This is a genomic window from Streptomyces xanthii (assembly GCF_014621695.1).
GTDB classification, from domain to species: Bacteria; Actinomycetota; Actinomycetes; order Streptomycetales; family Streptomycetaceae; genus Streptomyces; species Streptomyces xanthii.
Genome location: NZ_CP061281.1, coordinates 3,936,773 through 3,963,134, shown reverse-complemented (window position 1 = coordinate 3,963,134; position 26,362 = coordinate 3,936,773). Strand labels below are relative to the sequence as shown.

Sequence of the window (26,362 nt, the reverse complement as noted above, 5' to 3'; positions counted from 1 at the left end):
CGACCGCGCGCGGGAAAGGTCAGAGCACCGCGCCCGGCTTGCCCTCGCCGTCCACGACGGGACGCCCCGCCGCGGCCCAGGCCTCCATGCCACCGGCCACGTTCACCGCGTCGATGCCCTGCTGCACGAGGTAGGCGGTCACCTGGGCGGACCGGCCGCCGACCTTGCAGACCACGTTGACCCGCCCGTCCTGGGGCGCCGCCTCCGTCAGCTCACCGAACCGGGCGACGAACTCGCTCATCGGGATGTGCAGCGCCGCCTCGGCGTGCCCCGCCCGCCATTCGTCGTCCTCACGGACATCGAGGAGGAAGTCCCCCTCGGAGAGCTCGTCGACCGCGACCGTGGGCACACCAGAACCGAAAACCATGCGTACGACGCTACCCGAAGAGGAAACGGGCTCAGGCCGAGGTGAGCCGCCGCAGCTCCGCCTCGCGCTCCGCGACCTGCGCGAGCAGCTGCTCGGCGATCTCGTCGAGCAGGGTGTCCGGGTCGTCGGGCGCCATCCGCAGCATCGAGCCGATCGCGCTCTCCTCCAGCTCCCGGGCCACGACCGTGAGCAGCTCCTTGCGCTGCGCCAGCCACTCCAGGCGGGCGTAGAGCTCCTCGCTCGGCGACGGCTCCCGCTCCGGCGGCACCGGCCCCGCGGCCCATTCCTCGGCGAGCTCGCGCAGCAGCGCCTCGTCGCCCCGGCCGTACGCCGCGTTGACCCGCGCGATGAACTCGTCGCGCCGGGCCCGCTCCGTCTCCTCCTGGGCCAGGTCCGGATGCGCCTTGCGGGCCAGCTCGCGGTAGAGCTTGCGGGCCTCCTCGCTCGGCCGCACCCGCTGCGGCGGCCGCACCGGCTGATCGGTCAGCATGGCGACGGCCTCGGGGAACAGCCCGTCCCCGTCCATCCAGCCGTGGAACAGCTCCTCGACCCCCGGCATCGGCATGACCCGGGCCCGCGCCTCCTCGGCCTTCGCCCGGTCCTCGGGGTCACCGGTACGGGCCGCGGTCGCCTCGGCGATCAGGGCCTCCAGCTCGTCGAGGCGCGTGTACATCGGCCCGAGCTTCTGGTGGTGGAGCCGGGAGAAGTTCTCCACCTCGACCCGGAAGGTCTCCACCGCGATCTCGAACTCGATCAGCGCCTGCTCGGCGGCCCGCACGGCCCGCTCGAGCCGCTCCTCGGGCCGCTCCCCGGCCTGCTCACCGGAAGCCGCACCGCCATGCTCCTGAGCCCGCTCACCGCGTCCCTGAGCCTGCTCGCCGTGCTCCTGCTCGCCGTGCTCCTGAGCCTGCCCGGCTCCGTCCTGAGCCGCCTCGCTTCGGTCCTGAGCCTGCTCGGCCGAGCCGCCCGCGGGCTGCCCGTCCGTGGGCCGCCCCTCCGCCTGCTGCTCTGCCACGTCGCTCTCCGGGGTCGTCACCCGTCCAGCCTAGGCCCTGTCCTGGCCAGGGCCTCACACCCCGGTCTCCGCCGCGGTCCGCCCCTCGCGCACGGCCCGCACCAGCTCCCCGTGATCAGTCTCGGTCCGGTCCGCGTACGCCACGGCGAAGGCCGCCACGGCCTCGTCCAGCTCCTCGTTCTTGCCGCAGTAGCCGGCGACCAGCCGCGGGTCCGCGCTGTGCGCATGGGCGCGGGCGAGCAGCGCGCCGGTCATCCGCGCGTAGTCGTCGACCTGGTCGGCGGCGAGCGCGGCCGGGTCCACGCTCCCCCTTCCGGTTCCTGAACTGCCGCACCTGGAACGGCCGTCCGTCCACCGTCGTCCAGCCGAGCAGCATGTCGCTGACCACCTGCATCCGCTTCTGCCCGAGCACCACCCGCTGTCCCTCGTGCCCGGCCTCCGGCGCCGCGAAGCCGACGGCCGGCAGATGCGGGAGCAGCACGGACGGCCGCGCCTCCTTCACCTGCAGCACCAGCGGCTCGCCCCGGTGATCGAGCAGCAGCACCACGTACGAGCGTGTGCCGACGCTGCCCGTGCCGACCACGCGGAACGCCACGTCGTGGATCGCGTACCGCCCCAGCAGCGGCAGCCGGTCCTCGGACAGCGTCTCCAGATAGGGGCCGAGCGCGGCGGCGACGGACGCGGCCTCGGCGTCCGGGACCGAGCGCAGCACCGGCGGCGCGTCCACGAACCGCCGCCCGCCGCCCGGCACCTCCACCGTCGACTTCGCGGCGAAGCGGCCACTGGTGTTGTTCCGCGCCTTCTCCGAGACGCGCTCCAGGGTGCCGAGCAGGTCGTGGGCGTCGGTGTGGGAGACGAGCTCCTCGTCCGCGATCGCGTTCCAGGCGTCCAGCGCCGGCAGCCTCGCCAGCAGCCGCATCGTGCGGCGGTAGGCGCCGACGCTGTCGTGGGCGGCCTTGCGGCAGGTGTCCTCGTCGGCGCCGGCCTCTCGCCCGGCGAGCACCAGGGACGTGGCGAGCCGCTTCACGTCCCACTCCCAGGGGCCGTGCACGGTCTCGTCGAAGTCGTTCAGGTCGATGACCAGTCCGCCGCGCGCGTCCCCGTACAGGCCGAAGTTCGCCGCGTGGGCGTCGCCGCAGATCTGCGCGCCGATGCCGGTGACCGGCGTGCGCGCCAGGTCGTACGCCATGAGGCCGGCCGAACCGCGCAGGAAGGCGAAGGGGGTCGCGACCATCCGCCCGACCCGCAGCGGGGTCAGCTCGGGTATCCGGCCCCGCCCCGACTCCTCGACGGCGGCGACGGCGTCCGGCCGGCCCGCGTCCGGGGCGAAGTCCGCGTGCGAGGACCGGGGCACACCGCGCCGCAGCGCCTTCCCGGCCTCCTTGGGCGTGCCCACCGCGGCCGCCTCGCCACCGACGCCGCCGAACCGTGCGAACCCCGGCACCCGCGGCAGCCTCCTGGCCGCGCCGGAGTCCGGCCCGTCGCCCTGCCGCGGCACCGCCGCCACCGTGTCCCCGGATCCGCCCACGCAGACCGCCTCCCCCGTACATCGCTCCGACGGGCACATCGCCCAGCCCGGCAGCTGCCTGTGAACTCTGATCGGTCACGACCGTACCGCCGCGCGAAAATCCCCGTCAGAGCCTGTGGAAAACCCACGGCCTGTGCACAAGCCCCTCACCCGAGCCGGGAGAACAAGCCCCCGAAACCCCGGAGCAGGCACCCCCGAGTCCGCGAAGAACGAGCCCCCGGACTCCAGGCCCCGGCCCGCGCCCCCGGGCCTCCCGAAGCCGCTACTCCGAGCAACCCTTCCCTTCGGGCACCCCGAGATACCGCTCGGCCCAGTCCCCCAGCTCCCGCAGCGCCGGCTGCAACGCCTCACCGGCCTCGGTCAGCCGGTAGGCGACCCGCAGCGGCGGCCCCGCGTCGACCTCCCGCACGACGAGTCCCGCGCCCCCCAGCTCGGTCAGCCGGTCCGAGAGCATCCGCTCGCTGATCCCCGGGATGGCCCGGCGCAGATCCGAGAAGTGCACGGGCCCCTCCATGAGGACGGCCACGACCAGCCCGGTCCAGCGCTTTCCGAGCAGCGCGAAGACCCGCGTCATCCCGATGCCGACCGTCGAACACGCCCCGGGCACGGCCGCCCGCGCCCCGACTCCCGCGACTTCCCCGTTTCCGGCCATGCGCCCAGCGTACTGCGTTCCCGTACGGGGATGAAAAAAAGTAAGTACCTGTGTTATCAATAGCTACATACTCATCTGCAGCACGCTTCACGGCGCGGCTGCGCCACCCTCACCTCCGGGAGAGACCCCATGGCCACGCTTCTGCACATCGACTCCTCCCTCCTCCCCGGCGCCGCGTCCTCCTCGCGCACGGTCACGGACGCCTTCCGCAACGCCTGGCAGGAGCAGCACCCCGAGGGCACGGTCGTCTACCGCGACCTGGACACGAACCCGGTCCCGCACCTGAGCGCCCACGCCCACCTGGCCGGCTTCTCCGATCCGTCCGCGCACACCCCCGAGCAGGCGGCGGCCTTCGCCGAGCGCGTGAAGCTCATCGAGGAGCTGGAGCGGGCGGACGCCATCCTGATCGGCGCCCCGATGTACAACTACTCGATCCCGTCGACCCTGAAGGCCTGGCTCGACAACGTGATCCTGTTCGGCCGCACCGCAGGTGTGGAGGCCCCGGCCGCCAAGGGCACCCCGGTCACGGTCGTCGCCAGCCGCGGCGGCTCGTACGCGCCGGGCACCCCGCGCGAGGGCATGGAGTACGTGCAGAACTACCTGGAGGCCGTGCTGCGCGACACCCTCGCCCTGGACCTCGACTTCATCGTCCCGGAGCTGACGATGGCCCCGCAGAACCCGGCGATGGCCGAGCTCGTCCCGCTCTTCGAGGCCTCCCGCGAGAAGGCCCTCCTGGACGCCCAGCGCAAGGGCAAGGAGACGGCCGCCCGGCACGCCGCCTGACCCCGGCCGCCGGCACGACGGACCGGCACGACAGAGCCCCGCGGACCTTCCCGGTCCGCGGGGCTCTGCGCCGTCTCACACCGCACGACAGCGCGACGTGAGACAGGACACATCTACAGGCGCCGGATCCGCCGGAGTTCATCCACGCCGACGCCACCCGGAAACGCGAAACGGGCCCATCGTCTTCACGATGAGCCCGTCTCGGCTGTGTGCGCGAGGGGGGAGTTGAACCCCCACGCCCTTGCGGGCACTGGAACCTGAATCCAGCGCGTCTGCCTATTCCGCCACCCGCGCATTGGGTGTGTCCTCCGGCTCCGCTCCCTTTCGGGCCGCGGCGCCTTCCGACATGCAGAAGATTAGCACGCTGCGGAGGGTGGATTCACATCCGTTTCCGGCGGGCACCCGCGGTCACGGGTCACGTCGGCCGGCGACGGCCCACGAGTCACGTCCGGGCCGACCGGTTCCACAGCCGCGTACGGGACACTGTCCCGAGACCCCCTCTACGATCCCTGTGGACGGGGGCGTGGCAGGGGCTGTGAGCGTCGACACTCATCGACCGGGCGGACAGGGGGAACCAGCCGATTTCCCGACGCGTGGATACGATCAGTAAGCAGTACCAAGTAGGCAGCACGAGCGAGCAAGGCAACAGCGACAAGCAGGACGGCTACGAAGGAGGAGGTGCCCCATGGGAGTCCTGAAGAAGTTCGAGCAACGCCTCGAGGGGCTGGTCAACGGCACCTTCGCCAAGGTCTTCAAGTCCGAGGTCCAGCCCGTCGAGATCGCCGGCGCCCTCCAGCGCGAGTGCGACAACAACGCGACGATCTGGAACAGGGACCGGACGGTCGTCCCCAACGACTTCATCGTCGAGCTGAGCGCGCCCGACTACGAGCGACTGGCCCCTTACTCGGGCCAGCTCGGGGACGAGCTGTCCGGCATGGTCCGCGACTACGCGAAGCAGCAGCGCTACACCTTCATGGGCCCCATCAAGGTCCATCTGGAGAAGGCGGACGACCTGGACACGGGTCTGTACCGCGTGCGCAGCCGCACCCTCGCCTCGTCCACCAGCCAGGACCGGCCGGAGCCGCAGCACCCCGGTGCCGCACCCCGGCCCGCCCAGGCGCCCGGCGGCTACGGGTACCCGCCCGCCGCCGCGCCGCCGATGCCGTCCGCACCGCCTCCCGGCCGCCCGGCGCACGCCCCCTCGGGGCCCGCCGCCGCGGCGCAGCGCCCCGGCGCGGGCCCGATGCCGGGCTCCCGTACGCGGCACTGGATCGAGATCAACGGCACGCGGCACCAGATCTCCCGCCCCACCCTCGTGCTCGGCCGTTCCACCGAGGCCGACGTGCGGATCGACGACCCCGGCGTATCGCGCCGGCACTGCGAGATCCGGACCGGAACGCCCTCGACGATCCAGGATCTGGGATCCACCAACGGGATCGTGGTGGACGGGCAGCACACCACCCGCGCTACGCTCCGCGACGGCTCGCGGATCGTCGTGGGCTCCACCACCATCGTTTACCGGCAAGCCGAAGGGTGAAGCGGGGGCAATGTCAGAGCTGACCCTGACGGTCATGCGGCTGGGTTTCCTGGCCGTTCTGTGGCTGTTCGTGATCGTGGCCGTCCAGGTCATCCGCAGCGACCTGTTCGGCACGCGTGTCACACAGCGCGGCGCACGTCGTGAGAGCGGGCGCGCGCAGCAGGCCGCCCGCCAGGCCGCGCCCCCGCAGCAGCGCCAGCAGCAGTCGGGCGGCGGCCGCCAGCGCCGCGGCGCCCCGACCAAGCTGGTCGTCTCCGAGGGCACCCTCACGGGCACCACGGTGGCGCTGCAGGGGCAGACCATCACGCTGGGCCGCGCGCACGACAGCACGATCGTGCTGGACGACGACTACGCGTCGAGCAGGCACGCCAGGATCTACCCGGACCGGGACGGCCAGTGGATCGTCGAGGATCTCGGGTCCACCAACGGCACGTATCTCGACCGGACCCGCCTCACGACGCCCCAGCCGATCCCGCTGGGCGCGCCGATCCGCATCGGCAAGACCGTCATCGAGCTGCGGAAGTAGTGCTACGTCATGAATGAGCGCGAGCGGAGCGAGCGAGCCGGCGCGGCAGTCCCCGCGGGGGACTTCGGCGCGCTCCCGACCGGAGGGTGGGCACCGTGCGGATGTACCCGGAGCCGACGGGCGAGGTGCGCATGAGTCTGTCACTGCGCTTCGCCGCCGGATCGCACAAAGGAATGATCCGCGAGGGCAACGAGGACTCCGGTTACGCCGGTCCCCGGCTGCTCGCGATCGCCGACGGCATGGGGGGCCAGGCCGCCGGTGAGGTGGCCAGCTCCGAGGTGATCTCCACGATCGTCGCGCTCGACGACGACGTGCCGGGGTCGGACATCCTGACCTCGCTCGGCACCGCCGTGCAGCGGGCCAACGACCAGCTGCGCATGATGGTCGAGGAGGACCCCCAGCTCGAGGGCATGGGCACCACCCTGACCGCCCTGCTGTGGACCGGCCAGCGGCTCGGCCTCGTGCACGTCGGCGACTCGCGCGCCTACCTGCTGCGCGACGGCGTGCTGACCCAGATCACGCAGGACCACACGTGGGTGCAGCGCCTCGTCGACGAGGGCCGCATCACCGAGGAGGAGGCCACCACGCACCCGCAGCGCTCGCTGCTGATGCGTGCGCTGGGCTCCGGCGACCACGTCGAGCCGGATCTCTCGATCCGCGAGGTGCGCGCGGGCGACCGCTACCTGATCTGCTCGGACGGCCTGTCCGGCGTCGTCTCGCACCAGACGATGGAGGAGACGCTCGCCAGCTACCAGGGCCCGCAGGAGACGGTCCAGGACCTGATCCAGCTGGCGCTGCGCGGCGGCGGCCCCGACAACATCACGGTGATCGTCGCCGACGTCCTCGACATCGACAGCGGCGACACCCTCGCGGGACAGCTCTCGGACGCCCCGGTCATCGTCGGCGCGGTCGCGGAGAACCAGCACCAGCCGCACGACGGCGGCGCCATGGAGACCCCGGCCGGACGGGCCGCGGGACTCGGCAGGCCCGCGCCCGGACAGGGCGGGGGCGGCGGCGAGTTCGGCCCGCCCGGCAGCGGCGACAACGTCGGCTACGCGCCCGAGGGGGGCTTCGGCGCGTACGCGGACGAGGACTTCGTGAAGCCGCGGCGCGGCCGGAAGTGGCTCAAGCGCTCGCTGTACTCGGTGCTGGCGCTCGCGGTCATCGGCGGCGGCCTGTACGGCGGCTACCGCTGGACGCAGACCCAGTACTTCGTCGGCTCGAACGACGAGCACGTGGCGCTCTACCGCGGCATCAATCAGGACCTCGCCTGGGTGAGCCTGTCCGCGGTCGAGAAGGACCACCCGGAGATCGAACTCAAGTACCTGCCGCCCTACCAGCGCAAGCAGGTCGAGTCGACCATCGCCGAAGGCGACCTGGCGGCCGCGCAGGACAAGATCGTCGAGCTGTCGGCGCAGGCCACCGCGTGCAAGAAGCAGGCCGAGCGGCAGCAGGCCGAGAGCGAGAGCAACGCGAAGTCCGGTGAGGGCGAAGCGGGCGGCACGACCTCGGGCGGCACCGCGTCCAAGGCCTCGTTCCGCAAGGCGCCCTCGCCCGGCCCGTCGCAGTCGCCGTCCGGCAAGGCCAAGTCATCGCAATCTCCCAAGCCCACCCCTGGCCCCACTCTCTCCGAGGAAGAGCAGCAGCTGGCCAAGGCGTGCGCACAGCAGTAGAGCCGTTGGGGGCCTCAGCACGCCATGAGCAGTAACTCCACGACCCATACGTCGACCATCGGCGCCATCGGGGCGCCGAGCCGGCGCAACACCGAGCTGGCGCTCCTCGTGTTCGCCGTGGTCATCCCCGTCTTCGCGTACGCCAACGTGGGCCTGGCCATCGACGGCGAGCTGCCCGCGGGCCTGCTCGGCTACGGGCTCGGCCTCGGTCTGATGGCCGGCGTCGCGCACCTCGTCGTACGGAAGTTCGCGGCCTACGCGGACCCGCTGCTGGTGCCGCTGGCGACGCTGCTCAACGGGCTCGGTCTGGTCGTCATCTGGCGGCTCGACCAGTCGAAGCTGCTGCAGTCGATCGACCAGGCGGGCAACGCGGCGCCCCGGCAGCTGATGTACACGGCCATGGGCATCGCCCTGTTCATCGTCGTGCTGATCTTCCTGAAGGACCACCGCGTCCTGCAGCGCTACACGTACATCTCGATGCTGGGCGCCCTGGTCCTGCTGCTGCTGCCGCTCGTCCCGGGCCTCGGGCAGAACATCTTCGGCGCGCGCATCTGGATCAACGTGGCCGGTTTCTCCATCCAGCCCGGTGAGTTCGCCAAGATCGTGCTCGCGGTCTTCTTCGCCGGCTACCTGATGGTGAAGCGCGACGCGCTGGCGCTGGCCAGCCGGCGCTTCATGGGCCTGTACCTGCCGCGCGGACGTGACCTCGGTCCGATCCTCGTCGTCTGGGCGATCTCGATCCTCATCCTGGTGTTCGAGACCGACCTCGGTACGTCGCTGCTGTTCTTCGGAATGTTCGTCATCATGCTGTACGTCGCCACCGAGCGGACCAGCTGGATCGTCTTCGGTCTGCTGATGTCCGCGGTCGGCGCCGTGGGTGTGGCCAGCTTCGAGCCGCACATCCAGCAGCGTGTGGACGCCTGGCTCGACCCGATGCGCGAGTTCCAGCTCAGCCGTCAGGGCATCCCGGGCCACTCCGAGCAGGCGATGCAGGCCCTGTGGGCGTTCGGTTCGGGCGGCACGCTCGGCACCGGCTGGGGCCAGGGCCACTCCGAGCTGATCCGCTTCGCGGCCAACTCCGACTTCATCCTCGCCACCTTCGGCGAGGAGCTGGGCCTCGCCGGCCTGATGGCGCTGCTGCTGATCTACGCGCTGATCGTGGAGCGCGGCGTCCGCACCGCCCTCGCGGCCCGCGACCCCTTCGGCAAGCTGCTCGCCGTCGGCCTGTCCGGCGCCTTCGCCCTTCAGGTCTTCGTGGTCGCCGGCGGTGTCATGGGCCTCATCCCGCTGACCGGTATGACGATGCCGTTCCTCGCGTACGGCGGTTCGTCCGTGATCGCGAACTGGGCGCTCATCGGCATCCTGATCCGCATCAGCGACACGGCCCGCAGGCCCGCGCCCGCCCCCGCTCCCAGTCCCGACGCCGAGATGACCCAGGTGGTCCGACCGTGAACAAGCCCCTGCGCCGAATCGCGATCTTCTGCGGGCTGCTGATCCTGACCCTGCTCATCCGGGACAACTGGCTGCAGTACGTCAAGGCGGACACCCTCGCCTCGGACAAGGACAACCGCCGTGTCCTGATCGCCCGCTACTCGACCGAGCGCGGCAACATCATCGTCGACGGCAAGCCGATCACCGGGTCGACGAAGACCAAGGGCACCGACCTCAAGTACAAGCGGACCTGGAAGGACGGGCCCATGTGGGCGCCCGTCACCGGGTACTCCTCGCAGGTCGTCGGCGCCAGCCAGATCGAGAACCTCGAGGACGGCATCCTCTCCGGCAGCGACGACCGGCTCTTCTTCCGCCGCACGCTCGACATGATCACGGGCAAGCCGAAGGAGGGCGGCAACGTCGTCACGACCCTCGACGCCGCCGCACAGAAGGCCGCGTACGACGGCCTGAAGAACCGGGGCAAGGGCGCGGTCGCCGCGATCGAGCCCTCCACCGGCAAGATCCTCGCGCTCGCGTCGACGCCGTCCTACGACCCGTCGTCGTTCGCCGGCAGCCTCAACGAGGACGGCAAGACCTTCTCCAGGCTCGACAAGGACAAGGACAAGCCGCTCGTGAACCGGGCGCTGCGCGAGACGTATCCGCCCGGCTCCACCTTCAAGCTGGTCACGGCCGCGGCCGCTCTGGAGCACGGCCTGTACTCGGGCGCCGACGAGCGCACGGACTCGCCGCTGCCCTGGACGATGCCGGACACGACGACGGAGCTGAAGAACGAGGGCAACCTGCCCTGCAAGAACGCGACGCTGCGCGAGGCCCTGCGGGTGTCCTGCAACACCGTGTTCGGCAAGGTCGGCTCGGACCTCGGCAAGGACAAGATGCGGGAGACCGCCGAGAAGTTCGGCTTCAACGAGGAGCAGTTCATCCCGGTCCGCGCGAGCGCCTCGAACTTCGACAAGGAGATGAACAGGCCGCAGACCGCGCTCTCCGCCATCGGCCAGTACGACACCGCCGCGACGCCGCTGCAGATGGCGATGGTCGGCGCGGCGATCGCCAACGACGGCGCCCTGATGGAGCCGTACATGGTCGACGAGCTGAAGGCTCCGAACCTCGACACGATCGAGAAGCACGAGCCCAAGGAGATGAGCCGGCCGCTCTCCAAGGAGAACGCGCAGAAGCTCCAGTCGATGATGGAGACGGTCGTCAACAGCGGCACCGGCACCGCGGCGAGGATCCCCGGCGTGACGGTCGGCGGCAAGACCGGTACCGCGCAGAACGGTGTGAACAACGAGGGCACCCCGTACGCCTGGTTCGTCTCGTACGCGAAGACGAGCTCGGGAACCCCGGTGGCCGTCGCCGTCGTCGTCGAGGACAGTGACGCCGACCGCGGTGACATCTCCGGTGGTGGTCTCGCCGCCCCGATCGCGAAGAGCGTCATGGAAGCGGTCATCAACGGCAAGAAGTGACGTACGTGACGGAAGTGACGTACACATCCTCAGGCTCGGCCGGGTTCACCTCTTCATGTGAGCCCGGTCACCTGTTCTTCACGAAGTCGCACGTGGCGATACCGGTCCTGTCACGGCTCCCGACGCTGACCAGGTCACGTCGGGTGGGACGGGTACGGTATGCCGGACGGCACACCGCCCGCCCCCGCACGGGACGGACGGAACCGACGGAGAGGGCTGGTAGGTAACCATGGAAGAGCCGCGTCGCCTCGGCGGCCGGTACGAGCTGGGCCAGGTGCTCGGCCGTGGTGGCATGGCGGAGGTCTACCTCGCGCATGACACCCGGCTCGGTCGCACCGTGGCGGTGAAGACGCTGCGTGCTGACCTCGCGCGCGACCCGTCGTTCCAGGCCCGGTTCCGCCGGGAGGCCCAGTCGGCCGCCTCGCTCAACCATCCCGCGATCGTGGCGGTGTACGACACCGGCGAGGACTACGTCGACAACATCTCCATCCCGTACATCGTGATGGAGTACGTCGACGGATCCACGCTGCGCGAGCTGCTGCACTCGGGGCGCAAGCTGCTGCCCGAGCGGGCCATGGAGATGACCATCGGCATCCTCCAGGCCCTCGAGTACTCGCACCGCGCCCAGATCGTCCACCGCGACATCAAGCCGGCCAACGTCATGCTGACCCGCACCGGACAGGTGAAGGTCATGGACTTCGGCATCGCCCGCGCCATGGGCGACTCGGGCATGACGATGACGCAGACGGCCGCGGTCATCGGCACCGCCCAGTACCTCTCGCCGGAGCAGGCCAAGGGTGAGCAGGTCGACGCCCGCTCAGACCTGTATTCGACGGGCTGTCTCCTCTACGAGCTGCTGACGGTCCGCCCTCCGTTCGTCGGCGACTCGCCCGTCGCGGTCGCGTACCAGCACGTCCGCGAAGAGGCCCAGGCCCCGTCGGTCTTCGACCCCGAGATCACGCCCGAGATGGACGCGATCGTCCTGAAGGCCCTGGTCAAGGACCCGGACTACCGCTACCAGTCGGCCGACGAGATGCGCGCCGACATCGAGGCCTGCCTCGACGGCCAGCCCGTCGCGGCCACCGCGTCCATGGGCGCGGTCGGCTACGGCGGCCACCCGGACGACCAGCAGACGGCCATGCTGCGCCCGCAGAACGGCGGCGCGGCCCCGACCTCGATGCTGCCCCCGGTCAACCCGGACGACGGCGGCTACGGCTACGACGAGCCCCGCGGCGGCCGGCGCAAGCAGGGCAAGAGCCACACGTCGACGATCCTGCTGGTCGCGGCGGGCATCCTCGTGCTCGTCGGCGCCATCCTGATCGGCAAGTGGTTCAGCAGCGGCGGCAGCGGCGACGGCCAGGTCGAGGTCCCGAGCCTCATCGGCGAGAGCTTCCCGGACGCCAAGGAGAAGGCCGACCGCGTCGACCTCAAGGTCGTCAAGGGCGAGCCGATGGCCTGCCAGAACAGCCCGAAGAACACGGTCTGCGAGCAGGACCCGAAGAGCGGCAAGGTCGACAAGGGCGAGACGATCACCCTGCGCATGTCGACGGGGTCGCCGAAGCTGACGATCCCGGACGTCACGGGCCTGTCGTACGCCGAGGCCGAGGCCGACCTGAAGAGCAAGGGCTTCACGAACATCTCCCGGGAGTCCGAGGAGTCGGACCGCAAGCCCGGCACGGTGTTCAAGCAGGACCCGGAGAGCGGTGGCAAGGTCGAGAAGGGCACCGAGATCACCCTGACCGTCGCCGCCGCGAAGCAGACGGTCGTCGTGCCGGACGTGTCCTCCGCCAAGAACCTCACCTGTGAGCAGGCCACGGCCCAGCTCACGCAGAACAAGCTGAAGGCGACCTGCACCGAGGAGGAGGCCGCCGGTGTCGAGCCGGGCAAGGTCTTCTCCCAGAGCCTCGCGGCGAACTCCGAGGCCGAGCCGGGCTCCACGGTGACCCTGAAGGTCGCCAAGGCGGCCGAGCAGCTGACCGTCCCCGGGGACCTCGGGGGCAAGAAGCTGAAGGACGCCCGCAAGCAGCTCTCCGACATGGGGCTCAACGTCCAGCTGGCGGCGGGTTCCCCGGGTGACGACAACGCGGTCGTGATGGGCAGCCAGCCCGGAGCGAACAGCCCGATCAACAAGGGCGACACCATCACCCTGGTGACGGCGCCCGGCGGTGGCGGCAACGGCGGCAACAACGGAGGCGGCCTCTTCGGCGGCCTCGGCGAGGACTGACCCGCCCGCTTCGCGTACGAGAGGGCCCCGGTCCCCCACAAGGGGGGCCGGGGCCCTCTCACGTGTGCCGTGGCGTCAGCGCAGTTCCTTCGGCGGTGTGCGCTCGCTGTCGACCTTCTCGACGCGCTCCAGCTCGCCCCACACCACGTACCGGTAGCGGGAGGTGTAGACGGGCGTGCAGGTCGTCAGCGTGATGTAGTGCCCGGGCTTCTTCACGCCGGACTGCTTGGGCACCTGGTCGATGACGTCCACGTCGAACTTCGAGGTCTCGGGAAGGATGTCGTAGACCTTGTAGACGTACCACTTGTCCTTCGACTCGAAGACGACCGGATCGCCCTTCTCGATCTTGTCGATGTTGTGGAACTTGGCGCCGTGCCCGTCGCGGTGCGCGGCGAGCGAGAAGTTGCCCTTCTTGCCGCTGGTGGGCAGGACGGCCTTCACGGGGTCCGTGTAGTAGCCGGCCACGCCGTCGTTGAGGACCTTGCTCGAGGTGCCCTTCTCGACGAGGACCTCGCCCTTGCCCAGGGCGGGGACGTGCAGGAAGCCGATGCCGTCCTTGGTGTCGAGGGCGCCGGGGCCCTTGTCCGCGGCCCAGTGGTCGCGGACCTTGTTGCCCTGCTTGTGGGCCTCCCGGTCGGCCATCACGTTCGTCCACCACAGCGAGTACGCGACGAACAGGCCGAGGATCACGCCCCCGGTGATGAGGAGTTCGCCGAAGACGCTGACGGCCGCCGCGATCCGGCCCCTGCGGGGCGGCGGCGGGGATGCGGGTGAGGCGGGGGCGCCGTCGCGCTCCGCGTCCTGCTCATGGTCGCTCTCGCGGCCGGTCGTCGCTGCCACTGACTGTTCGCCCCGTCCTGTGCCGTGCCCGTGATGCCCGCCGCCGGTGTGCGCCCTAGTCGACGAGGGCGTCCGGCTTGCCCTTGCCGCGCGGCCGCTCCTCGACCATCTTGCCCCAGACGATCATCCGATAGGTGCTGGTGAACTCCGGCGTGCAGGTGGTCAGTGTGATGTACCGGCCGGGCTTGGTGAAACCGGACCCGGCGGGGATCGGATCGATCACCGCGGTGTTCGACGGCGGCGTCTGCGGGAGGATGCTCGCCATCTTGTAGACGTAGTACTTGTCGCGCGTCTCGACAACGATCGGATCGCCGGGCTCGAGACGGTTGATGTAGCGGAACGGCTCGCCGTGCGTGTTGCGGTGCCCCGCGATCGCGAAGTTCCCCTGCTTCGCGTCGGGCATCGCCGTCGGGATGCTGTCCTTGTCGTAGTGGCCGACCATGCCCTGGTCGAGCACCTTGGGCTTGCTGATGCCCTCGGCGATCGGCACGACGACGTCCAGCCGCGGGATGTGCAGGATGGCGAAGCCCTGGCCGGGCTCGAAGGTGCCGGGCTTGCCCTTGCCGTTGGCCCAGTCGTCCTCGAGGTGGCTGCGGGCGTCGCCGGCGATGTTGTGGGCCCGCACGTTCGACCACCACAGCTGGTAGGTGACGAACAGGAGCATGAGCACGCCGAGGGTGATGAAGACCTCGCCGATGGCGCGGCTCGCCAGCACGCCGGCGCTCGGGCGCGCGGCCCGCGCGGCGCGGCGGGCCTCGACGCGCGTGAGGGGCCTGTCGTCGGGCTTCTCCGGGTCCGCGGCGGGCGCGGGGGCCGCTCCGCCCGCATGGCGCCCTCCGCCCTTCCTGGCGGCCTTCCTGCGCGCCGCACGGCCGCCGGTGACGACGGGCTCCGCCGCGCGCCGGGTGTCGGCCGTGCGCAGAGCAACCGTTTCGTCGTCCCGTACGGGCGTCTGCGCGTCCGGCACCTGGAGATCCGGCTCCGGGTACCAGTCCTGGGCGTAGCCCTCGGGGGCGTACCACTCGGGCTCCGGCTCGGGTGCGGGCTCCTGGACCGGCTGCTGCTGCTCCGCGGCGCCCGGGGGGCGGAACCACGGTGACGGGTGCTGCTGCCCCTGATGCCCCTGTTGCTGCCCCGGCAAGGGACCGCCGAGAGGGTCGTCCGGGCGCAGTTCGGTCACGCCGAGGCCCTGCCCACGACGGGCGCGAGACCCGCCGATCTGGCCGGCGCGCCCGCGTCGCCGCACTCCGCCAGCCAGTTGGCCAGCATCAGGTGCCCGTGCTCGGTCAGCACGGACTCGGGGTGGAACTGGACGCCCTCCACCGGCAGTTCACGGTGGCGCAGGCCCATGATGATGCCGTCCTCGGTGCGGGCCGTGACCTCGAGGACCTCGGGCACGGTGTCCGGCTCGGCGGCCAGCGAGTGGTACCGGGTCGCGGTGAACGGGTCGGGCAGGTCCTTGAAGACGCCCTTGCCCTCGTGCCGCACCAGGGAGGTCTTGCCGTGCAGCAGCTCCGGCGCGCGGTCCACGACGCCGCCGTACGCGACCTGCATGGACTGCATGCCGAGGCAGACGCCGAAGACCGGGACGCCGGTGTCGGCGCAGTGCCGGACCATGTCGACGCAGACGCCCGCCTGCTCGGGGGCGCCCGGGCCGGGGCTCAGGAGCACCCCGTCGAAGCCGTCCTGCGCGTGCGCGGTCGTCACCTCGTCGTTGCGCAGCACCTCGCACTCCGCGCCCAGTTGGTACAGGTACTGGACGATGTTGAAGACGAAGCTGTCGTAGTTGTCGACGACGAGAATGCGGGTCTTTCGCGTGCTCACTGGCCGTTCACCGTCACATCGTTGAAGGGCAGCAGCGGCTCGGCCCAGGGGAAGACGTACTGGAAGAGGACGTAGACGACCGCGAGGACGAGCACGATCGAGATCAGCGCCCTCACCCACGCGTTGCCCGGCAGATTCCGCCAGATCCAGCCGTACATGCCGGTCGCTCCTTCCACGCCGTCTTCGTACGCGCACCAGACTAACGGCGCAACGCTTCCGGTTTCCCGGCCTCCACAGGCTGAGTGGCATCAAGATGCGCCCAGACGATGAGCCGGTGGCTGTGACCCCACTCCGGCTCGCACGTCGTGAGCGTCAGATAGCGCCCCGGTTCCTTGTACCCGGACTTGCGCGGCACGGGGTCGATCACGCCCACGTCCCCGGGCAGCGTCTTGTAGGGCTCGGTGTCGATGACGTACGTGAACCAGGTCGTGCCGTCGGTGAGCACGACCTGGTCACCGGGCCGCAGCCTGGGGAAGTCCTTGAACGGGTCGCCGTACGTGCGCCGGTGGCCGGCGACCGCGAAGTTGCCCTTCTGCCCGAGCTGAGCGGTGCCCGCGTAGTGGCCGAGTCCCTTCTTGAGGGTGTCGACCTCCGTGTTCTGCAGCACGGGCTTGTTCCACGTGAAACCGAATCGCGGGATGTACATCACGGCGAAGGGCTTGCCGTCCCGGTACGCGGCCGGCTCGGGCGGCGAGGTGTCCGCGGACTCCTCGCCGGGCGCCGGGCCGGGATCGGGGGAGGCGGTGGCGACGGGTCTGCGCGCCCACTGGTCCTGGAGGTCGTCGATCTGGTGGCTCATCGCACTGTCGGCCTTCACACCGGTCCAGAACAGTACGTAGACGACGAACAGCACGATCGCGGCACCGACCGTGATGCACAGCTCGCTGAACGTCCGGACGACGACTCGCACCGACACCCCCCGGTGTCTTATGGCGGCTACTGGCTGACGGGCTTCGCGTAATGGAGATCCACTGTGCCCGAGTAACCGGGAAGAGTCACCGCCCCGTCGTCCTCGACTTTCCAGCCGAGCCCGTAGGCGTTGACGTAGAGCATGTAGTTCTGGATCTCCGGGGAGGCGGCGACGGCCTGCTTCAGCTCGTCCGGGTCGCCGATCGCGGTGATCTTGTAGGGGGGCGAGTAGACGCGGCCCTGGAGGATCAGGGTGTTGCCGACGCAGCGCACGGCGGAGGTGGAGATCAGCCGCTGGTCCATGACCTTGATGCCCTTGGCGCCGCCCTTCCACAGGGCGTTCACCACGGCCTGGAGGTCCTGCTGGTGGATGACCAGGTCGTTGGGCTGCGGCTCGGGGTAGCCGGGGAGCTTGGCGGTCGCGTTCGGCGGGGCGTCGTCGAGGGTGACGGAGACGGCCTCGCCCTTGAGCTTCTTCGTGCCGGACGCCTTCTCCAGGGCGTCCAGCTTCTTGTCCTCGGCGGAGGTGGAGCCGTCGTCGCGCTCGGCGAGGGCCTCGACGTCGTCGCGGACGCCGCTGTTCCCCTCCTCCAGCTCCTTGTTCTTGTGGCTGCGCTCCTGAATGAGGTCGGAGAGCTTCAGAAGGGACGCATCCGTACGGATATTGGTGCCCTTGGCCGTATTGAAGCTGGTGAAGAAAATAAGGCCGGCAAGGGCGAAAACGCCCACGGTGAGCAGCCTCACGGGGCGGAAACGGCCACGGGCGGAACCGGTGCCGCCACCGTGGTCGAGGTCGGCACCGGGCTCGTTCCGGGGGTCGGCAGAATTGCTCAACGTACCCTTATCTCCTTCGACGCCGCGGAAGCACTACGCTAACGGACGCCCGGGGGAGCACTCAGATTCCGTTGAAGTTCCGCTTGTACGCTGCTCCGGAGCCCGTCCACGTTCCCTGCGCGGCCACGCAGCGCATCGACAGGAGAGACCCTCGTGCCGAAGTCACGTATCCGCAAGAAGGCCGACTACACCCCGCCGCCGGCGTCGAAGCAGGCGACGAACGTCAAGCTGACCAACCGCGGCTGGGTGGCCCCGGTGATGCTGGCGATGTTCCTCATCGGACTCGCCTGGATCGTCGTGTTCTACGTGAGCAACGGGTCGCTTCCCATCGACGCCCTGGGCAACTGGAACATCGTGGTCGGCTTCGGTTTCATCGCCGCCGGATTCGCCGTCTCCACGCAGTGGAAGTAGGCCCGGGACCAGCTTCGGCCCGAGCTTTCCACTGAGTTATCCACAGGTTTTCCACATGGGGAAAAGGTCAGACGATCTGTGGATAACCTCTCGGAGATTGACGCCGGTGTGACCGGCGAGGTTACGGTCGACCATCTGTTCGCCCCTTGCCCTTCCTGGGAAAACCCAGGTCAGCGGCAGGGGGCGCAGTCGTTCTCCACCACATGCACAAGATCCGGCACACGCTGTGGACAACGGCGGTCACCATCGGTGGAGGAACGAGCTCAAGTGAGCTGTCCGGTCCGCACGACGACCGTCACGACGACGGCGAGCAGCACCAGTGCGCAGACCCCGTACTGCACGAGGGCGCGGCGCTCCCGCGGGGCGTGAATCATCCCGTACCCGACGGCCAGGCCCCCCACGAGACCACCGATGTGGGCCTGCCAGGCGATGTTGAACGCCGGGGTGAAGGTGAAGATCAGGTTGATCACCAGCAGAGCGATCAGGGGCCGCAGGTCGTAGTTGAGCCGGCGCATGACGACGGCGGTCGCGCCGAAGAGGCCGAAGATCGCCCCGGAGGCTCCGAGCGAGCCCTGGTTCGGTTCCTCGAGCAGATAGGTGAGCGCACTGCCCGCGAGCCCGGAGACGAAGTAGAGCGCGAGATACCGGGCCCGGCCCAGGGCCGCTTCGAGCGGACCGCCGATCCACCACAGGCTCAGCATGTTGAACGCGATGTGGGCATAGCCGCCGTGCAGGAACATCGCGGTCACCAGCCGGTACCACTGCCCCTCGGCCACACCCTGCGGAGTACTGAAGCCGGGCACCCAGGCCAGCCCGAGCATCTCGAACCGGTTGGTGAAGTGATCTCCGACGGACAGCTGCACGAGGAAGACCGCCAGGCAGATCCCGATCAGAACCTTGGTGACCAGGCGCGGGTCGGCGGCGACCGTGCCGCCGGCCAGCGTGCGCGGCCGCGTCGCGGTCGGCCGGTGCCCGGTCCCCGAGCCGCTCCGCACGCACTGAGGGCACTGGAACCCCACGGAGGCGCTGACCATGCACTCCGGGCAGACGGGCCGCTCGCAGCGCGTGCAGCGGACCCCGGTGGGACGGTCCGGATGCCGGTAGCAGCCGGGCAGTCCTTCTCCGTCCTGGTGCGCGTCGGCCATGTCGGTCCGTCCCCTCAGGTGAAGCGGCCCCGCCCATCCTTACGGACGAGCGGGGCGAAAAGGTTCCCTGAGGCCGAAGACACGGCCCGGCGACGGGCTAGCGGGTCTCGACGACCACGGACTCGATGACCACGTCGCTCAGCGGACGGTCGGTGCGCGGATTGGTCTGCGCGGTGGCGATGGCGTCCACGACCTTCTTGCTGGCGTCGTCGACGACCTCGCCGAAGATCGTGTGCTTACGGGTGAGCCAGGCGGTCGGCGAGACGGTGATGAAGAACTGCGAGCCGTTCGTCCCGGGGCCCGCGTTGGCCATCGCCAGCAGGTACGGCTTGTTGAACGCCAGGTCGGGGTGGAACTCGTCCGCGAACTGGTACCCCGGCCCGCCCGTCCCGTTCCCCAGCGGGTCGCCGCCCTGGATCATGAAGCCGCTGATGACGCGGTGGAAGATCGTGCCGTCGTAGAGGGGGGCCGTGGACGTCTCGCCGGTCTCCGGGTTCGTCCACTCACGCTCGCCCTTGGCGAGCTCCACGAAGTTCTTGACCGTCTTCGGTGCGTGGTTCGGCAGCAGCCGGACCTCGATGTCGCCCTGATTGGTCCTGAGGGTGGCGTAAAGCTGCTCGGCCACGATCTGCCTTCCGTCGTCTCCTGTGCCCTCCCGATCCTCGCACGGCACCGGCACCCCGGCGCCCGCTCGACTGTCAGGGTTGTGCGGGGGTTTCCGGCGGAAAAACCCCACTGGTCCAGTGCCGACCCGGCGCGTCCCACCGGGATCCGTGGCATTGTCGTCGGCAGGCCCCTTTCCGCGTCTTACCACCGCATTGCCGCCTCTGGCAGGCATGATCCGCAAAAGGGTGGAAAGGTGAAAACCTGTACGCCACCGAGGAGGAGGATCACGTGACCCGCATCGACAGCGTGCGCGCCGCGACCGGCTCGGCGAAGGACAGCGTGCTGCACGCCGCGGACGTGGTGGCGCCCTACGCCGAGACGGCCAAGGACAAGGCCGCCCAGTACACGCACGACGCCCGCGTCGCGCTCGCCCCGCACCTCGCCCAGGCCGCACGGCAGGCGCGCGTCCAGTACGACGCCCACCTCGCCCCGCGCCTGGAGCAGGCGCGCACGCATGTACCGCCGAAGGTCGACCTGGCCGCCCACGAGGCCGCCGCACGCACCCGCCGGGCCGCCCAGCAGGCCGCCGCGTATTCGAAGCCCCGCATCGAACAGGCCGTCGCCGCCGCCCAGCCCGTCGCCGAGGAGGCCGGTGCCCGCAGCGCCGCCGCCATCGCCGCCCTGCGCAGCCAGGTCTCGGCGGACGAGATCCGCGCCCTGGCCCGCAAGCACGAGCGCCGTCACCGCGGCCGCCGCGCCCTCAAGGGCATCGCCCTGATCGGCCTGCTGGCCGGCGGAGCGTTCGCCGCGTGGAAGTGGTGGGACAAGCAGGCCAACCCGGACTGGCTCGTCGAGCCCCCCGCCGCCACCGAGGTCCCCGACAACGCCCCGCTCTCCTCGGTCGACGGCAGCGGCCAGGCCCACCTCGACCCGGAGGTGCAGGCCAAGCAGGCGGAAGCCGAGGCGGAGGAAGGCCCGGACGAGGGCCGCTGAGGCCGCGCGCGCCCGCCTCGCCCCGGCGCCGCCCGGACACAAAAGAGCCCCTCGGGCCCGGTCTCCACGACCGGGCCCGAGGGGCTCTTCGGGTGGTGGAGCGTCACCCTCGCCACCGAGTCAGGGCCGCGTTCATCGCGTGCACGACCGGCCGGGCACGCACACCTCCCGTACGCGCGAGACGCGCCACGCCTCGCCGAGGATTCCGCCGCGGGCGGCGAGGAGGGCCGCCGAGCGGGCGCGGATCGCGGTGGTCAGGGCCGGGCCCGACAGGGCCGTCTCCAAGGCCTGGGCCAGGGCCGTCGCCGCGGTCCAGGCGCGGCGCGGCGCACAGGTGTGCGGGTGGACGGCCCACACGTCCTGATCCGCCGCCGCGTCGCGGAGAGCGGAGAAGGAGGCGAGGCCGCACTCGGCCAGGGCGAGCACGGGCCCGGCCGTGGGCGGCCGCAGTGCCGAGAAGCGCTCCTGCGGCGCGAGGACCGCGGGCACGCCGTCCGGCCCCAGGCCCGTGGCGCGGGCCTCCGCGGTGACCCGGTCGGCGAGCGCGGCCCAGTAGGGCCCGTCGTCGCGGACGACCGTGAGGCCGGTGCCGAGCGCGGCCGCGGCCAGGACGATCGTGGAGGCGAGCGCCACGTCGTCAGGGGCCCAGCTCAGGGCGGGCGGTCCGGCGTGGACGAAGGGGAGCAGGCTCGGCAGCCCTGCCGCCTGGTAGGTCTTCCGGGCCCGCACCGTGATCGCGGGGTCGCTGTGGCCGAGGACCGCGGTGTAGCCGAGGCCGACGACCGTGGCGGCCACGTCCGGGGTCTCGTCGTGCACGTGCCAGTCGGCGGCGCCCGGCCGGACGGCCCGCACCCGGGCCAGTTCGCGGAGCAGAACCGCACCCCAGGCCGCCCGCGGCCCGGTGAGCGGGGCGATGACGGCGACGCGAGGTGCCGGCACCGAGGTCAGCCCCAGATGAGCGAGTCACCGGATGCGGCCGTGCCCACCGCACCCCGCTGCCCGGCGTCAGTGCCGGCCGCCACCGCACCGCCGAGGACGAGGGCGGCGGCGAGTGCGGTGAGCAGCCCCCGGAAGGCGGACGGGCGGCGCGTGCGGACGGCGGTCTGGGCAGCGGACACAGGAATCCTCCTGGAACGGGGCTCGGTGGGTGTGCGCCCAGCATGTTCCGGTGGGGTGATCCGTGGCTACGCCTGACAGGGTTCCGGGTCCGGCCATGGCCTGGAGCGGACCCACGCCGACGTCGCCTCGCAGCTGCCCGTAAGGCTCGACGTGCGCCCGTAGGTTCAGCGCCCGTCCGTATGGCGAACCAAGCCTGGCAGGGGGAGACCCGGCTCCTTAGGATCTTGGCAGGCATTGGGGCCGCGTCACGCAACGGGACCCCTGGGCTCCCGGCCGTGCGCGCAAGGGGGGGTTCAGGTGGAGGACGTCGTACGCGCGCGGGCGCGGGAGATCTACCGGGCGGCGCTGGACGCGGCCGACTGGCATCCCGAGACGCTCGTCGCGTCGCGGGGCTGGAACGGCACCGAGTTCGCGGAGGCACTCCAGCTGCTCGGCGAACTGGGTCTGTTCACACCGTCGTCCGACACCAGGAGCGGGTGGACCGCGCTCTCGCCCGACACCGCGCTGCGCAACCTCCTGCTCGAGGAGGATCGCAGCACCGGCGCCTACCTCGACGCCATGCGGCAGACCCGGGCGGCCCTCGACCGGCTCGTCGTGGACTTCCACCCGCTGCGCGTCCGTGGCCTGCTCGACGCCCAGTTGGAGGTGGTGACGGGGGCGGCGAACGTGTCGGCGGCGCTGGAGGACGCCTCGCAGCGGGTCGAGGACGAGGTGCTCTCGCTGCACCCCGGCCGCGCGCTGCCCACCGAGATGATCGAGGCGGGCCTGGAGCGCGACCGGCTCGCCCTCGGCCGCGGCGTGCGCATCCGCACGATCCATCTGGGGGCCGTGGCCGCGGTACCGCACATGGCCTCGTACCTGCGGCGACTGAACGCCGAGGGCGCGCAGGTACGCACCGCGCACACCCTTCCCCTGCGGCTGATCGTGCTGGACCGCTCGTCGGCCATCGTGCCCGCGCCGCCCAGGCCCGCGGACGGGAACGACGAGGAGATCGCGGCCGTCGTCCTGCGCGGCGAGACCCTCGTCGGGGTGTTTCGGGAGATCTTCGAGCACTGCTGGGCGTCGGCGAGTGTGCTCGCCGACGCCCATGACGAGCCGGACCGGCCGGACGACGGGAGCGGCTGGCTGCCGTCGGGCCGCCACCGCGAACTGCTGCGGATGCTGGCGGGCGGCCTCACGGACGAGGCGATGGCCCGCAAGCTGGGCCTGTCCGAACGCACGGTCCGCCGCCTCGTCGCCGAGCTGTCCGAACGGCTAGGAGCGGCGAGCCGGTTCCAGGCCGGGGTGTGTGCCGTCCGCTCCGGCTGGCTCGACGACTGATCCGAGGGCGCTCTCGGGCAGCGGTGCGGGCCCGGCGGTGGTCTGCGCCGCGGCCGCCGTTGCCGCCGCAGCAGGCTCTTCGGACTCCTCCTTCGGTGCGGACTCCTCCTTCGGTGCGGGCTCTTCCTTCGATGCGGGCTCGGCCGCCGTGCGGCCCCACGTCGTACCGACGAGGACGAGGACGGCGCCCGCGAGTCCGAGCGAGCCCGGCCGGTCGCCGGCGAGCGTGATGCCGACGACCGCGGCCCACACCGGCTCGGTGCCGAGCAGCAGGCTGACCCGGGACGGGGAGGTACGCCGCACGGCCCACATCTGCACGAAGAAGGCGAACAGGGTGCAGAAGGCGGACAGGTAGAGCAACCCCAGCCAGCCCGCCGCGCTGAGGTCCGCGGCGGCCGTCCAGGGCGCGGTGCCGGTGCCGGGCACCGCGCTGAGCAGGGCGAACACCAGGACCGCGGAGGAGAGCTGGACCGTGGTCATGGACAGGGAGTCAGCGCCCTGCGCGGACTTCATCCGGGACATCGCGAGGACGTGCACGGTCCTGGCGACCGCGGCGCCCAGCATCAGCAGGTCGCCGAGGGACGGCTCGGTGAAGCCGGCGCCCTGGGTGAGGAGCACCACGCCGAGCACCGAGAGCGCGGCCGCCGCGACGAACGATCGGGGCAGCGGGGTGCCCCGCAGCCTGCTCTCCGCGACCGGTGTGAGGATCATGGTGAGGCTGATGATGAGCCCGGCGTTGGTCGCCGAGGTCTGCACGACGCCGTACGTCTCCAGGAGGAAGATCCCGGCGAGGATGAGGCCGAGGGTCCCGGCTCCGCGTATCTGTGTGCGGTCCATGGCGCGCAACTTGCGCCGGCCGACGACGACGAGCGCGGGCAGGACGACCGCGAAGCGCAGGACCAGAACGGCGAGCACGGTCTGGGCGGTGGTGACCTCCTTCGCGGCCAGATAGCTGGAACCCCAGACCACCGCGACCAGCAGGACGGGCAGGTCGGTCAGCCAGGCACGGCGGGGCGCGGTGGCGGGCATGGGGCTCCTCGGGTGGCTCGGGAAGGCGGGCGTAGGGAAGGGAGTACGCGTCAGCGCGCGGTGTAGGCGATCACCAGGACGTCGCGGTGCGCGGCGAGGCCGGGGTCCCGCGGCTGTACCGGGGTCACCGAGTGCAGCGTGCGGCGGTCGTCGCCGAGCAGGATGTCGCCGGGCCGGGACAGCGTAGTGGTCATGAGGTGTTCGCCTTCGTCGGTGTACACACCGCTCTCGCCTCCGGTCACGTTGGTTCGGCCGATCATCAGCGAGGTGATGAAGGTGACGCCGTCGCGGTGCCGCCCCTCGGGCGCGGGCTGACCGGTCTGGTCGGCGGACGCGGCGATGCGGTACGGGTGGAGCTTCACGTTCCACGCGGTGGTGCCGTCGACCGCGCTGAAGATCCGGCCGAGTTCGACCAGGACCGAGCGCAGCAGCGGGTCGGTGGCGAAGGACTCGGTCAGCGGGTCGAAGACGCGCTCGACGCCCCCGTTGAGCGGGTTGACGTCGGTCTCCTGGCGGTACGGCGCGTGCGGCAGGAGCGTGAGTTCCGCGGCGGCCGGGTCGAGGTCGAACTGTCCGTAGCGGCGGTGGCGGTAGGTGCCGCCGTCGGCCATGTGGGTGTCGAGGGTCAGCTCGTCCCAGTGCCGGGCGAAGCGGTTCCACTCGGCCGGGTCCGCGCCGACGAGCGCGGAGAAGTCGGCGGCGGGGATCAGGTGCCCACCGGGGCCGGCCAGGGCCTCGACGGCCTCGGCGGTGACGGGGTGGGTGGCGACGGGGTGGGCGATGGCGGTGGCCATGGGGTGCTCCAGAGGAAGTGCGGGGTGGCGTCGGTCCGGTCTGCCGGGTCAGACGGTGGCGAGCAGCGTCGGCTGCGGGGCGAACGGCGCGGACTCGGCGGCGATCGTGTGCTCCTCCCACAGCTCGCGGTCGCGCAGGTAGAGCGGTCTGCGGGCGCTGATGGACCGGGTGTCGGCTCCCCCCGTGCGCAGCTGCCAGGTCACGGACCCCGTGGTGCGGGCGGCGCAGCTGTCGATGAACGCCTGCACGGACAGCCGCAGTTCGCCGAACCAGCGGCCCTCCAGGACCTCCCGGGTCCACACCTGCTCCAAGTGCCGCTTCTCCCGGATGAGTTCGGCATCCAGGCAGGCGCTCTCGACGTGCCGGTAGGTGTTCAGGAGCAGCCAGGCGGCCGGCATCTCCCGGATCTCCAGGACCTTCTCGCCGTGGTCGAGGTGCTCGAGGCCCGAGTAGCGGCCGAGGCCGTACGCACCGACGCGCCGGTTGAGCTGGTCGATCATCTCGGTCAGCCCGAGGGGAACGCCGTCGACGGCGACCGGCAGGCCGTGCTCGAACGCCACGGTCAGGCGCTCCGTCTCACCAGGAGCGGCGGTGGGCCTGCTCCACGTGTACATCTCCTCCGGCACCTCGTGCAGCTCGGGATCGTCGAGGATGCCCGACTCGAACTCCCGGCACCACAGATTGGAGTCGCCGCTGACGATGCGCCCGGCCAGCAGCCCGACGCCCGCTTCGCCCAGCTCGGCCAGCTTCTGCTCCCGGGTGACCGGGTCCAGGTCGTACGGGCTGCCGAAGGCACCCTCGTAGCCGAGCAACCCCAGCGCCCCGTTAAGACGGCGCAGCGTGTTCTGCGAGCGGTTGGCGGTGTGCAGTACGGCCTGCGCGCCGATGGCGCGGGCGAGGTCGACCGCGGCCTGGGCGATGAGCGGGCGGCTGAGGCTGGAGCTCACCGGATGGATGCCCAGGTAGACGGCCTGTGCGGCGATGGCGGGTGCCACGTGCCGGGCGGCGAACTCCTCCCGCCGGTCGAGGATGTGGATCCGGGCGCCGAGCGCCTCGGCCACCTGACGCTTGTAGGTGCAGGACTCGTCCTCGCCGATGTCGATGCTCACCGCGTGGATCTCACGGACGCCCATCCGCCGCAGCCGCAGCAGCAGGTACGAGCTGTCCAGGCCACCGCTGAACAGGGTGACGACGGGCCGGTCCGGATCCAGCGACGCGAGTTGCGCGAAGGACCGGACGAGCGGGGGACGGAGGTCTTCTCCAACCAGATTGCTGATCACGTGATCGAGCCTCGCGGCTGCGCCGGGTCACGGACAACGG

25 protein-coding genes, 1 tRNA gene and 2 pseudogenes are annotated in these 26,362 nt (G+C 71.0%); 10 read left to right on the top strand and 18 right to left on the bottom strand.

All coding sequences use genetic code 11. The annotated features are described in order from the left end of the window. Positions 1-19: 19 nt before the first annotated feature. From IAG42_RS18010 to IAG42_RS17995, 4 genes and pseudogenes are all read right to left on the bottom strand, one after another. A complete protein-coding gene (locus IAG42_RS18010) occupies positions 20-367 on the bottom strand; it encodes a rhodanese-like domain-containing protein (protein ID WP_188338002.1) in 348 nt (115 codons plus the stop codon). A gap of 31 nt (positions 368-398) precedes the next feature. Next, complete coding sequence (locus IAG42_RS18005) at positions 399-1,403, bottom strand: J domain-containing protein (RefSeq protein ID WP_188338001.1); 1,005 nt, start codon at positions 1,401-1,403, stop codon at positions 399-401. 33 nt (positions 1,404-1,436) lie between these two features. Further along, positions 1,437-2,949: pseudogene (locus IAG42_RS18000) on the bottom strand (DUF2252 domain-containing protein). Positions 2,950-3,172: 223 nt separating this feature from the next. After that, positions 3,173-3,562, bottom strand: a complete 390-nt coding sequence (locus tag IAG42_RS17995; protein ID WP_188338000.1) for a winged helix-turn-helix transcriptional regulator — start codon at positions 3,560-3,562, stop codon at positions 3,173-3,175. A gap of 129 nt (positions 3,563-3,691) precedes the next feature. On the opposite strand from IAG42_RS17995, the gene IAG42_RS17990 reads away from it, so the two are divergent. Continuing rightward, positions 3,692-4,345 (top strand): FMN-dependent NADH-azoreductase, encoded by a 654-nt coding sequence (locus IAG42_RS17990; RefSeq protein WP_188337999.1) that lies wholly within the window; start codon positions 3,692-3,694, stop codon positions 4,343-4,345. 210 nt (positions 4,346-4,555) lie between these two features. Here IAG42_RS17990 and IAG42_RS17985 read toward each other — a convergent pair. Beyond that, positions 4,556-4,639: transfer RNA gene (locus IAG42_RS17985), tRNA-Leu, on the bottom strand. A gap of 391 nt (positions 4,640-5,030) precedes the next feature. Here IAG42_RS17985 and IAG42_RS17980 point away from each other — a divergent pair. The 6 genes from IAG42_RS17980 to pknB all read left to right on the top strand — a co-directional run bounded on the left by IAG42_RS17980 (position 5,031) and on the right by pknB (position 13,217). After that, positions 5,031-5,882, top strand: a complete 852-nt coding sequence (locus IAG42_RS17980) for an FhaA domain-containing protein (RefSeq protein WP_188337998.1) — start codon at positions 5,031-5,033, stop codon at positions 5,880-5,882. 10 nt (positions 5,883-5,892) lie between these two features. Then, positions 5,893-6,408 carry an FHA domain-containing protein FhaB/FipA gene (locus tag IAG42_RS17975; RefSeq protein ID WP_188337997.1) on the top strand — a complete coding sequence of 172 codons (516 nt, stop codon included), beginning with the start codon at positions 5,893-5,895 and terminating at the stop codon, positions 6,406-6,408. A gap of 131 nt (positions 6,409-6,539) precedes the next feature. Continuing rightward, the gene (locus IAG42_RS17970; RefSeq protein WP_223206049.1) at positions 6,540-8,081 is read left to right on the top strand and encodes a Stp1/IreP family PP2C-type Ser/Thr phosphatase; all 1,542 of its coding nucleotides are present in this window, start codon (positions 6,540-6,542) and stop codon (positions 8,079-8,081) included. A 24-nt stretch (positions 8,082-8,105) separates the two neighbouring features. Then, on the top strand, positions 8,106-9,533 hold the full coding sequence (locus IAG42_RS17965; protein WP_188337996.1) for an FtsW/RodA/SpoVE family cell cycle protein: 1,428 nt from the start codon (positions 8,106-8,108) through the stop codon (positions 9,531-9,533). Further along, entirely contained in the window at positions 9,530-10,993 is a 1,464-nt protein-coding gene (locus IAG42_RS17960) for a peptidoglycan D,D-transpeptidase FtsI family protein (RefSeq protein ID WP_188337995.1), read from the top strand. The genes IAG42_RS17965 and IAG42_RS17960 overlap by 4 nt, the downstream gene beginning before the upstream one ends. Before the next feature lie 229 nt (positions 10,994-11,222). Continuing rightward, positions 11,223-13,217, top strand: a complete 1,995-nt coding sequence (gene pknB, locus IAG42_RS17955; RefSeq protein WP_188337994.1) for a Stk1 family PASTA domain-containing Ser/Thr kinase — start codon at positions 11,223-11,225, stop codon at positions 13,215-13,217. Between the two features lie 75 nt (positions 13,218-13,292). Here the strand turns inward: pknB and IAG42_RS17950 are convergent, their stop codons facing one another. The 6 genes from IAG42_RS17950 to IAG42_RS17925 are packed head-to-tail and all read right to left on the bottom strand — an operon-like array spanning position 13,293 to position 17,624. Continuing rightward, a complete protein-coding gene (locus IAG42_RS17950) occupies positions 13,293-14,057 on the bottom strand; it encodes a class E sortase (RefSeq protein ID WP_188337993.1) in 765 nt (254 codons plus the stop codon). Between the two features lie 55 nt (positions 14,058-14,112). Next, a complete protein-coding gene (locus IAG42_RS17945; protein WP_223206048.1) occupies positions 14,113-15,237 on the bottom strand; it encodes a class E sortase in 1,125 nt (374 codons plus the stop codon). Next, positions 15,234-15,881 (bottom strand): aminodeoxychorismate/anthranilate synthase component II, encoded by a 648-nt coding sequence (locus tag IAG42_RS17940; protein ID WP_188337992.1) that lies wholly within the window; start codon positions 15,879-15,881, stop codon positions 15,234-15,236. The genes IAG42_RS17945 and IAG42_RS17940 overlap by 4 nt, the downstream gene beginning before the upstream one ends. After that, positions 15,878-16,057 (bottom strand): hypothetical protein, encoded by a 180-nt coding sequence (locus IAG42_RS17935; protein WP_188341799.1) that lies wholly within the window; start codon positions 16,055-16,057, stop codon positions 15,878-15,880. The genes IAG42_RS17940 and IAG42_RS17935 overlap by 4 nt, the downstream gene beginning before the upstream one ends. 23 nt (positions 16,058-16,080) lie before the next feature. Further along, positions 16,081-16,797: a class E sortase gene (locus IAG42_RS17930; protein ID WP_188337991.1), complete on the bottom strand. Its 717-nt coding sequence runs from the start codon at positions 16,795-16,797 to the stop codon at positions 16,081-16,083. Positions 16,798-16,817: 20 nt separating this feature from the next. Next, a complete protein-coding gene (locus IAG42_RS17925; RefSeq protein ID WP_188337990.1) occupies positions 16,818-17,624 on the bottom strand; it encodes a DUF881 domain-containing protein in 807 nt (268 codons plus the stop codon). A 153-nt stretch (positions 17,625-17,777) separates the two neighbouring features. Here IAG42_RS17925 and crgA point away from each other — a divergent pair, with 153 nt between their 5' ends. Continuing rightward, entirely contained in the window at positions 17,778-18,035 is a 258-nt protein-coding gene (gene crgA, locus IAG42_RS17920; RefSeq protein ID WP_188337989.1) for a cell division protein CrgA, read from the top strand. A gap of 263 nt (positions 18,036-18,298) precedes the next feature. Here the strand turns inward: crgA and IAG42_RS17915 are convergent, their stop codons facing one another. Continuing rightward, positions 18,299-19,180, bottom strand: a complete 882-nt coding sequence (locus tag IAG42_RS17915; RefSeq protein WP_188337988.1) for a rhomboid family intramembrane serine protease — start codon at positions 19,178-19,180, stop codon at positions 18,299-18,301. A 97-nt stretch (positions 19,181-19,277) separates the two neighbouring features. Then, a complete protein-coding gene (locus IAG42_RS17910) occupies positions 19,278-19,805 on the bottom strand; it encodes a peptidylprolyl isomerase (protein WP_188337987.1) in 528 nt (175 codons plus the stop codon). A 269-nt stretch (positions 19,806-20,074) separates the two neighbouring features. On the opposite strand from IAG42_RS17910, the gene IAG42_RS17905 reads away from it, so the two are divergent. After that, positions 20,075-20,779 (top strand): DUF5324 family protein, encoded by a 705-nt coding sequence (locus IAG42_RS17905; protein ID WP_188337986.1) that lies wholly within the window; start codon positions 20,075-20,077, stop codon positions 20,777-20,779. 132 nt (positions 20,780-20,911) lie between these two features. Here IAG42_RS17905 and IAG42_RS17900 read toward each other — a convergent pair whose 3' ends face one another. Together IAG42_RS17900 and IAG42_RS17895 are read right to left on the bottom strand one after the other, a co-directional pair. Then, on the bottom strand, positions 20,912-21,718 hold the full coding sequence (locus tag IAG42_RS17900) for a hypothetical protein (protein WP_188337985.1): 807 nt from the start codon (positions 21,716-21,718) through the stop codon (positions 20,912-20,914). 5 nt (positions 21,719-21,723) lie between these two features. Beyond that, positions 21,724-21,897, bottom strand: coding sequence for a hypothetical protein (locus tag IAG42_RS17895; RefSeq protein WP_188337984.1), 174 nt, complete (start codon positions 21,895-21,897; stop codon positions 21,724-21,726). Between the two features lie 298 nt (positions 21,898-22,195). On the opposite strand from IAG42_RS17895, the gene IAG42_RS17890 reads away from it, so the two are divergent. Continuing rightward, positions 22,196-23,218, top strand: coding sequence for a LuxR C-terminal-related transcriptional regulator (locus IAG42_RS17890; protein WP_188337983.1), 1,023 nt, complete (start codon positions 22,196-22,198; stop codon positions 23,216-23,218). Positions 23,219-23,350: 132 nt separating this feature from the next. Here IAG42_RS17890 and IAG42_RS17885 read toward each other — a convergent pair. The 3 genes and pseudogenes from IAG42_RS17885 to IAG42_RS17875 all read right to left on the bottom strand — a co-directional run. Further along, positions 23,351-24,247: pseudogene (locus IAG42_RS17885) on the bottom strand (DMT family transporter); the annotation flags it as partial. A gap of 50 nt (positions 24,248-24,297) precedes the next feature. After that, positions 24,298-25,041: a 2OG-Fe dioxygenase family protein gene (locus tag IAG42_RS17880; protein ID WP_188337981.1), complete on the bottom strand. Its 744-nt coding sequence runs from the start codon at positions 25,039-25,041 to the stop codon at positions 24,298-24,300. A 48-nt stretch (positions 25,042-25,089) separates the two neighbouring features. Further along, positions 25,090-26,322: an argininosuccinate synthase-related protein gene (locus tag IAG42_RS17875; protein ID WP_188337980.1), complete on the bottom strand. Its 1,233-nt coding sequence runs from the start codon at positions 26,320-26,322 to the stop codon at positions 25,090-25,092. Positions 26,323-26,362 lie beyond the last annotated feature (40 nt).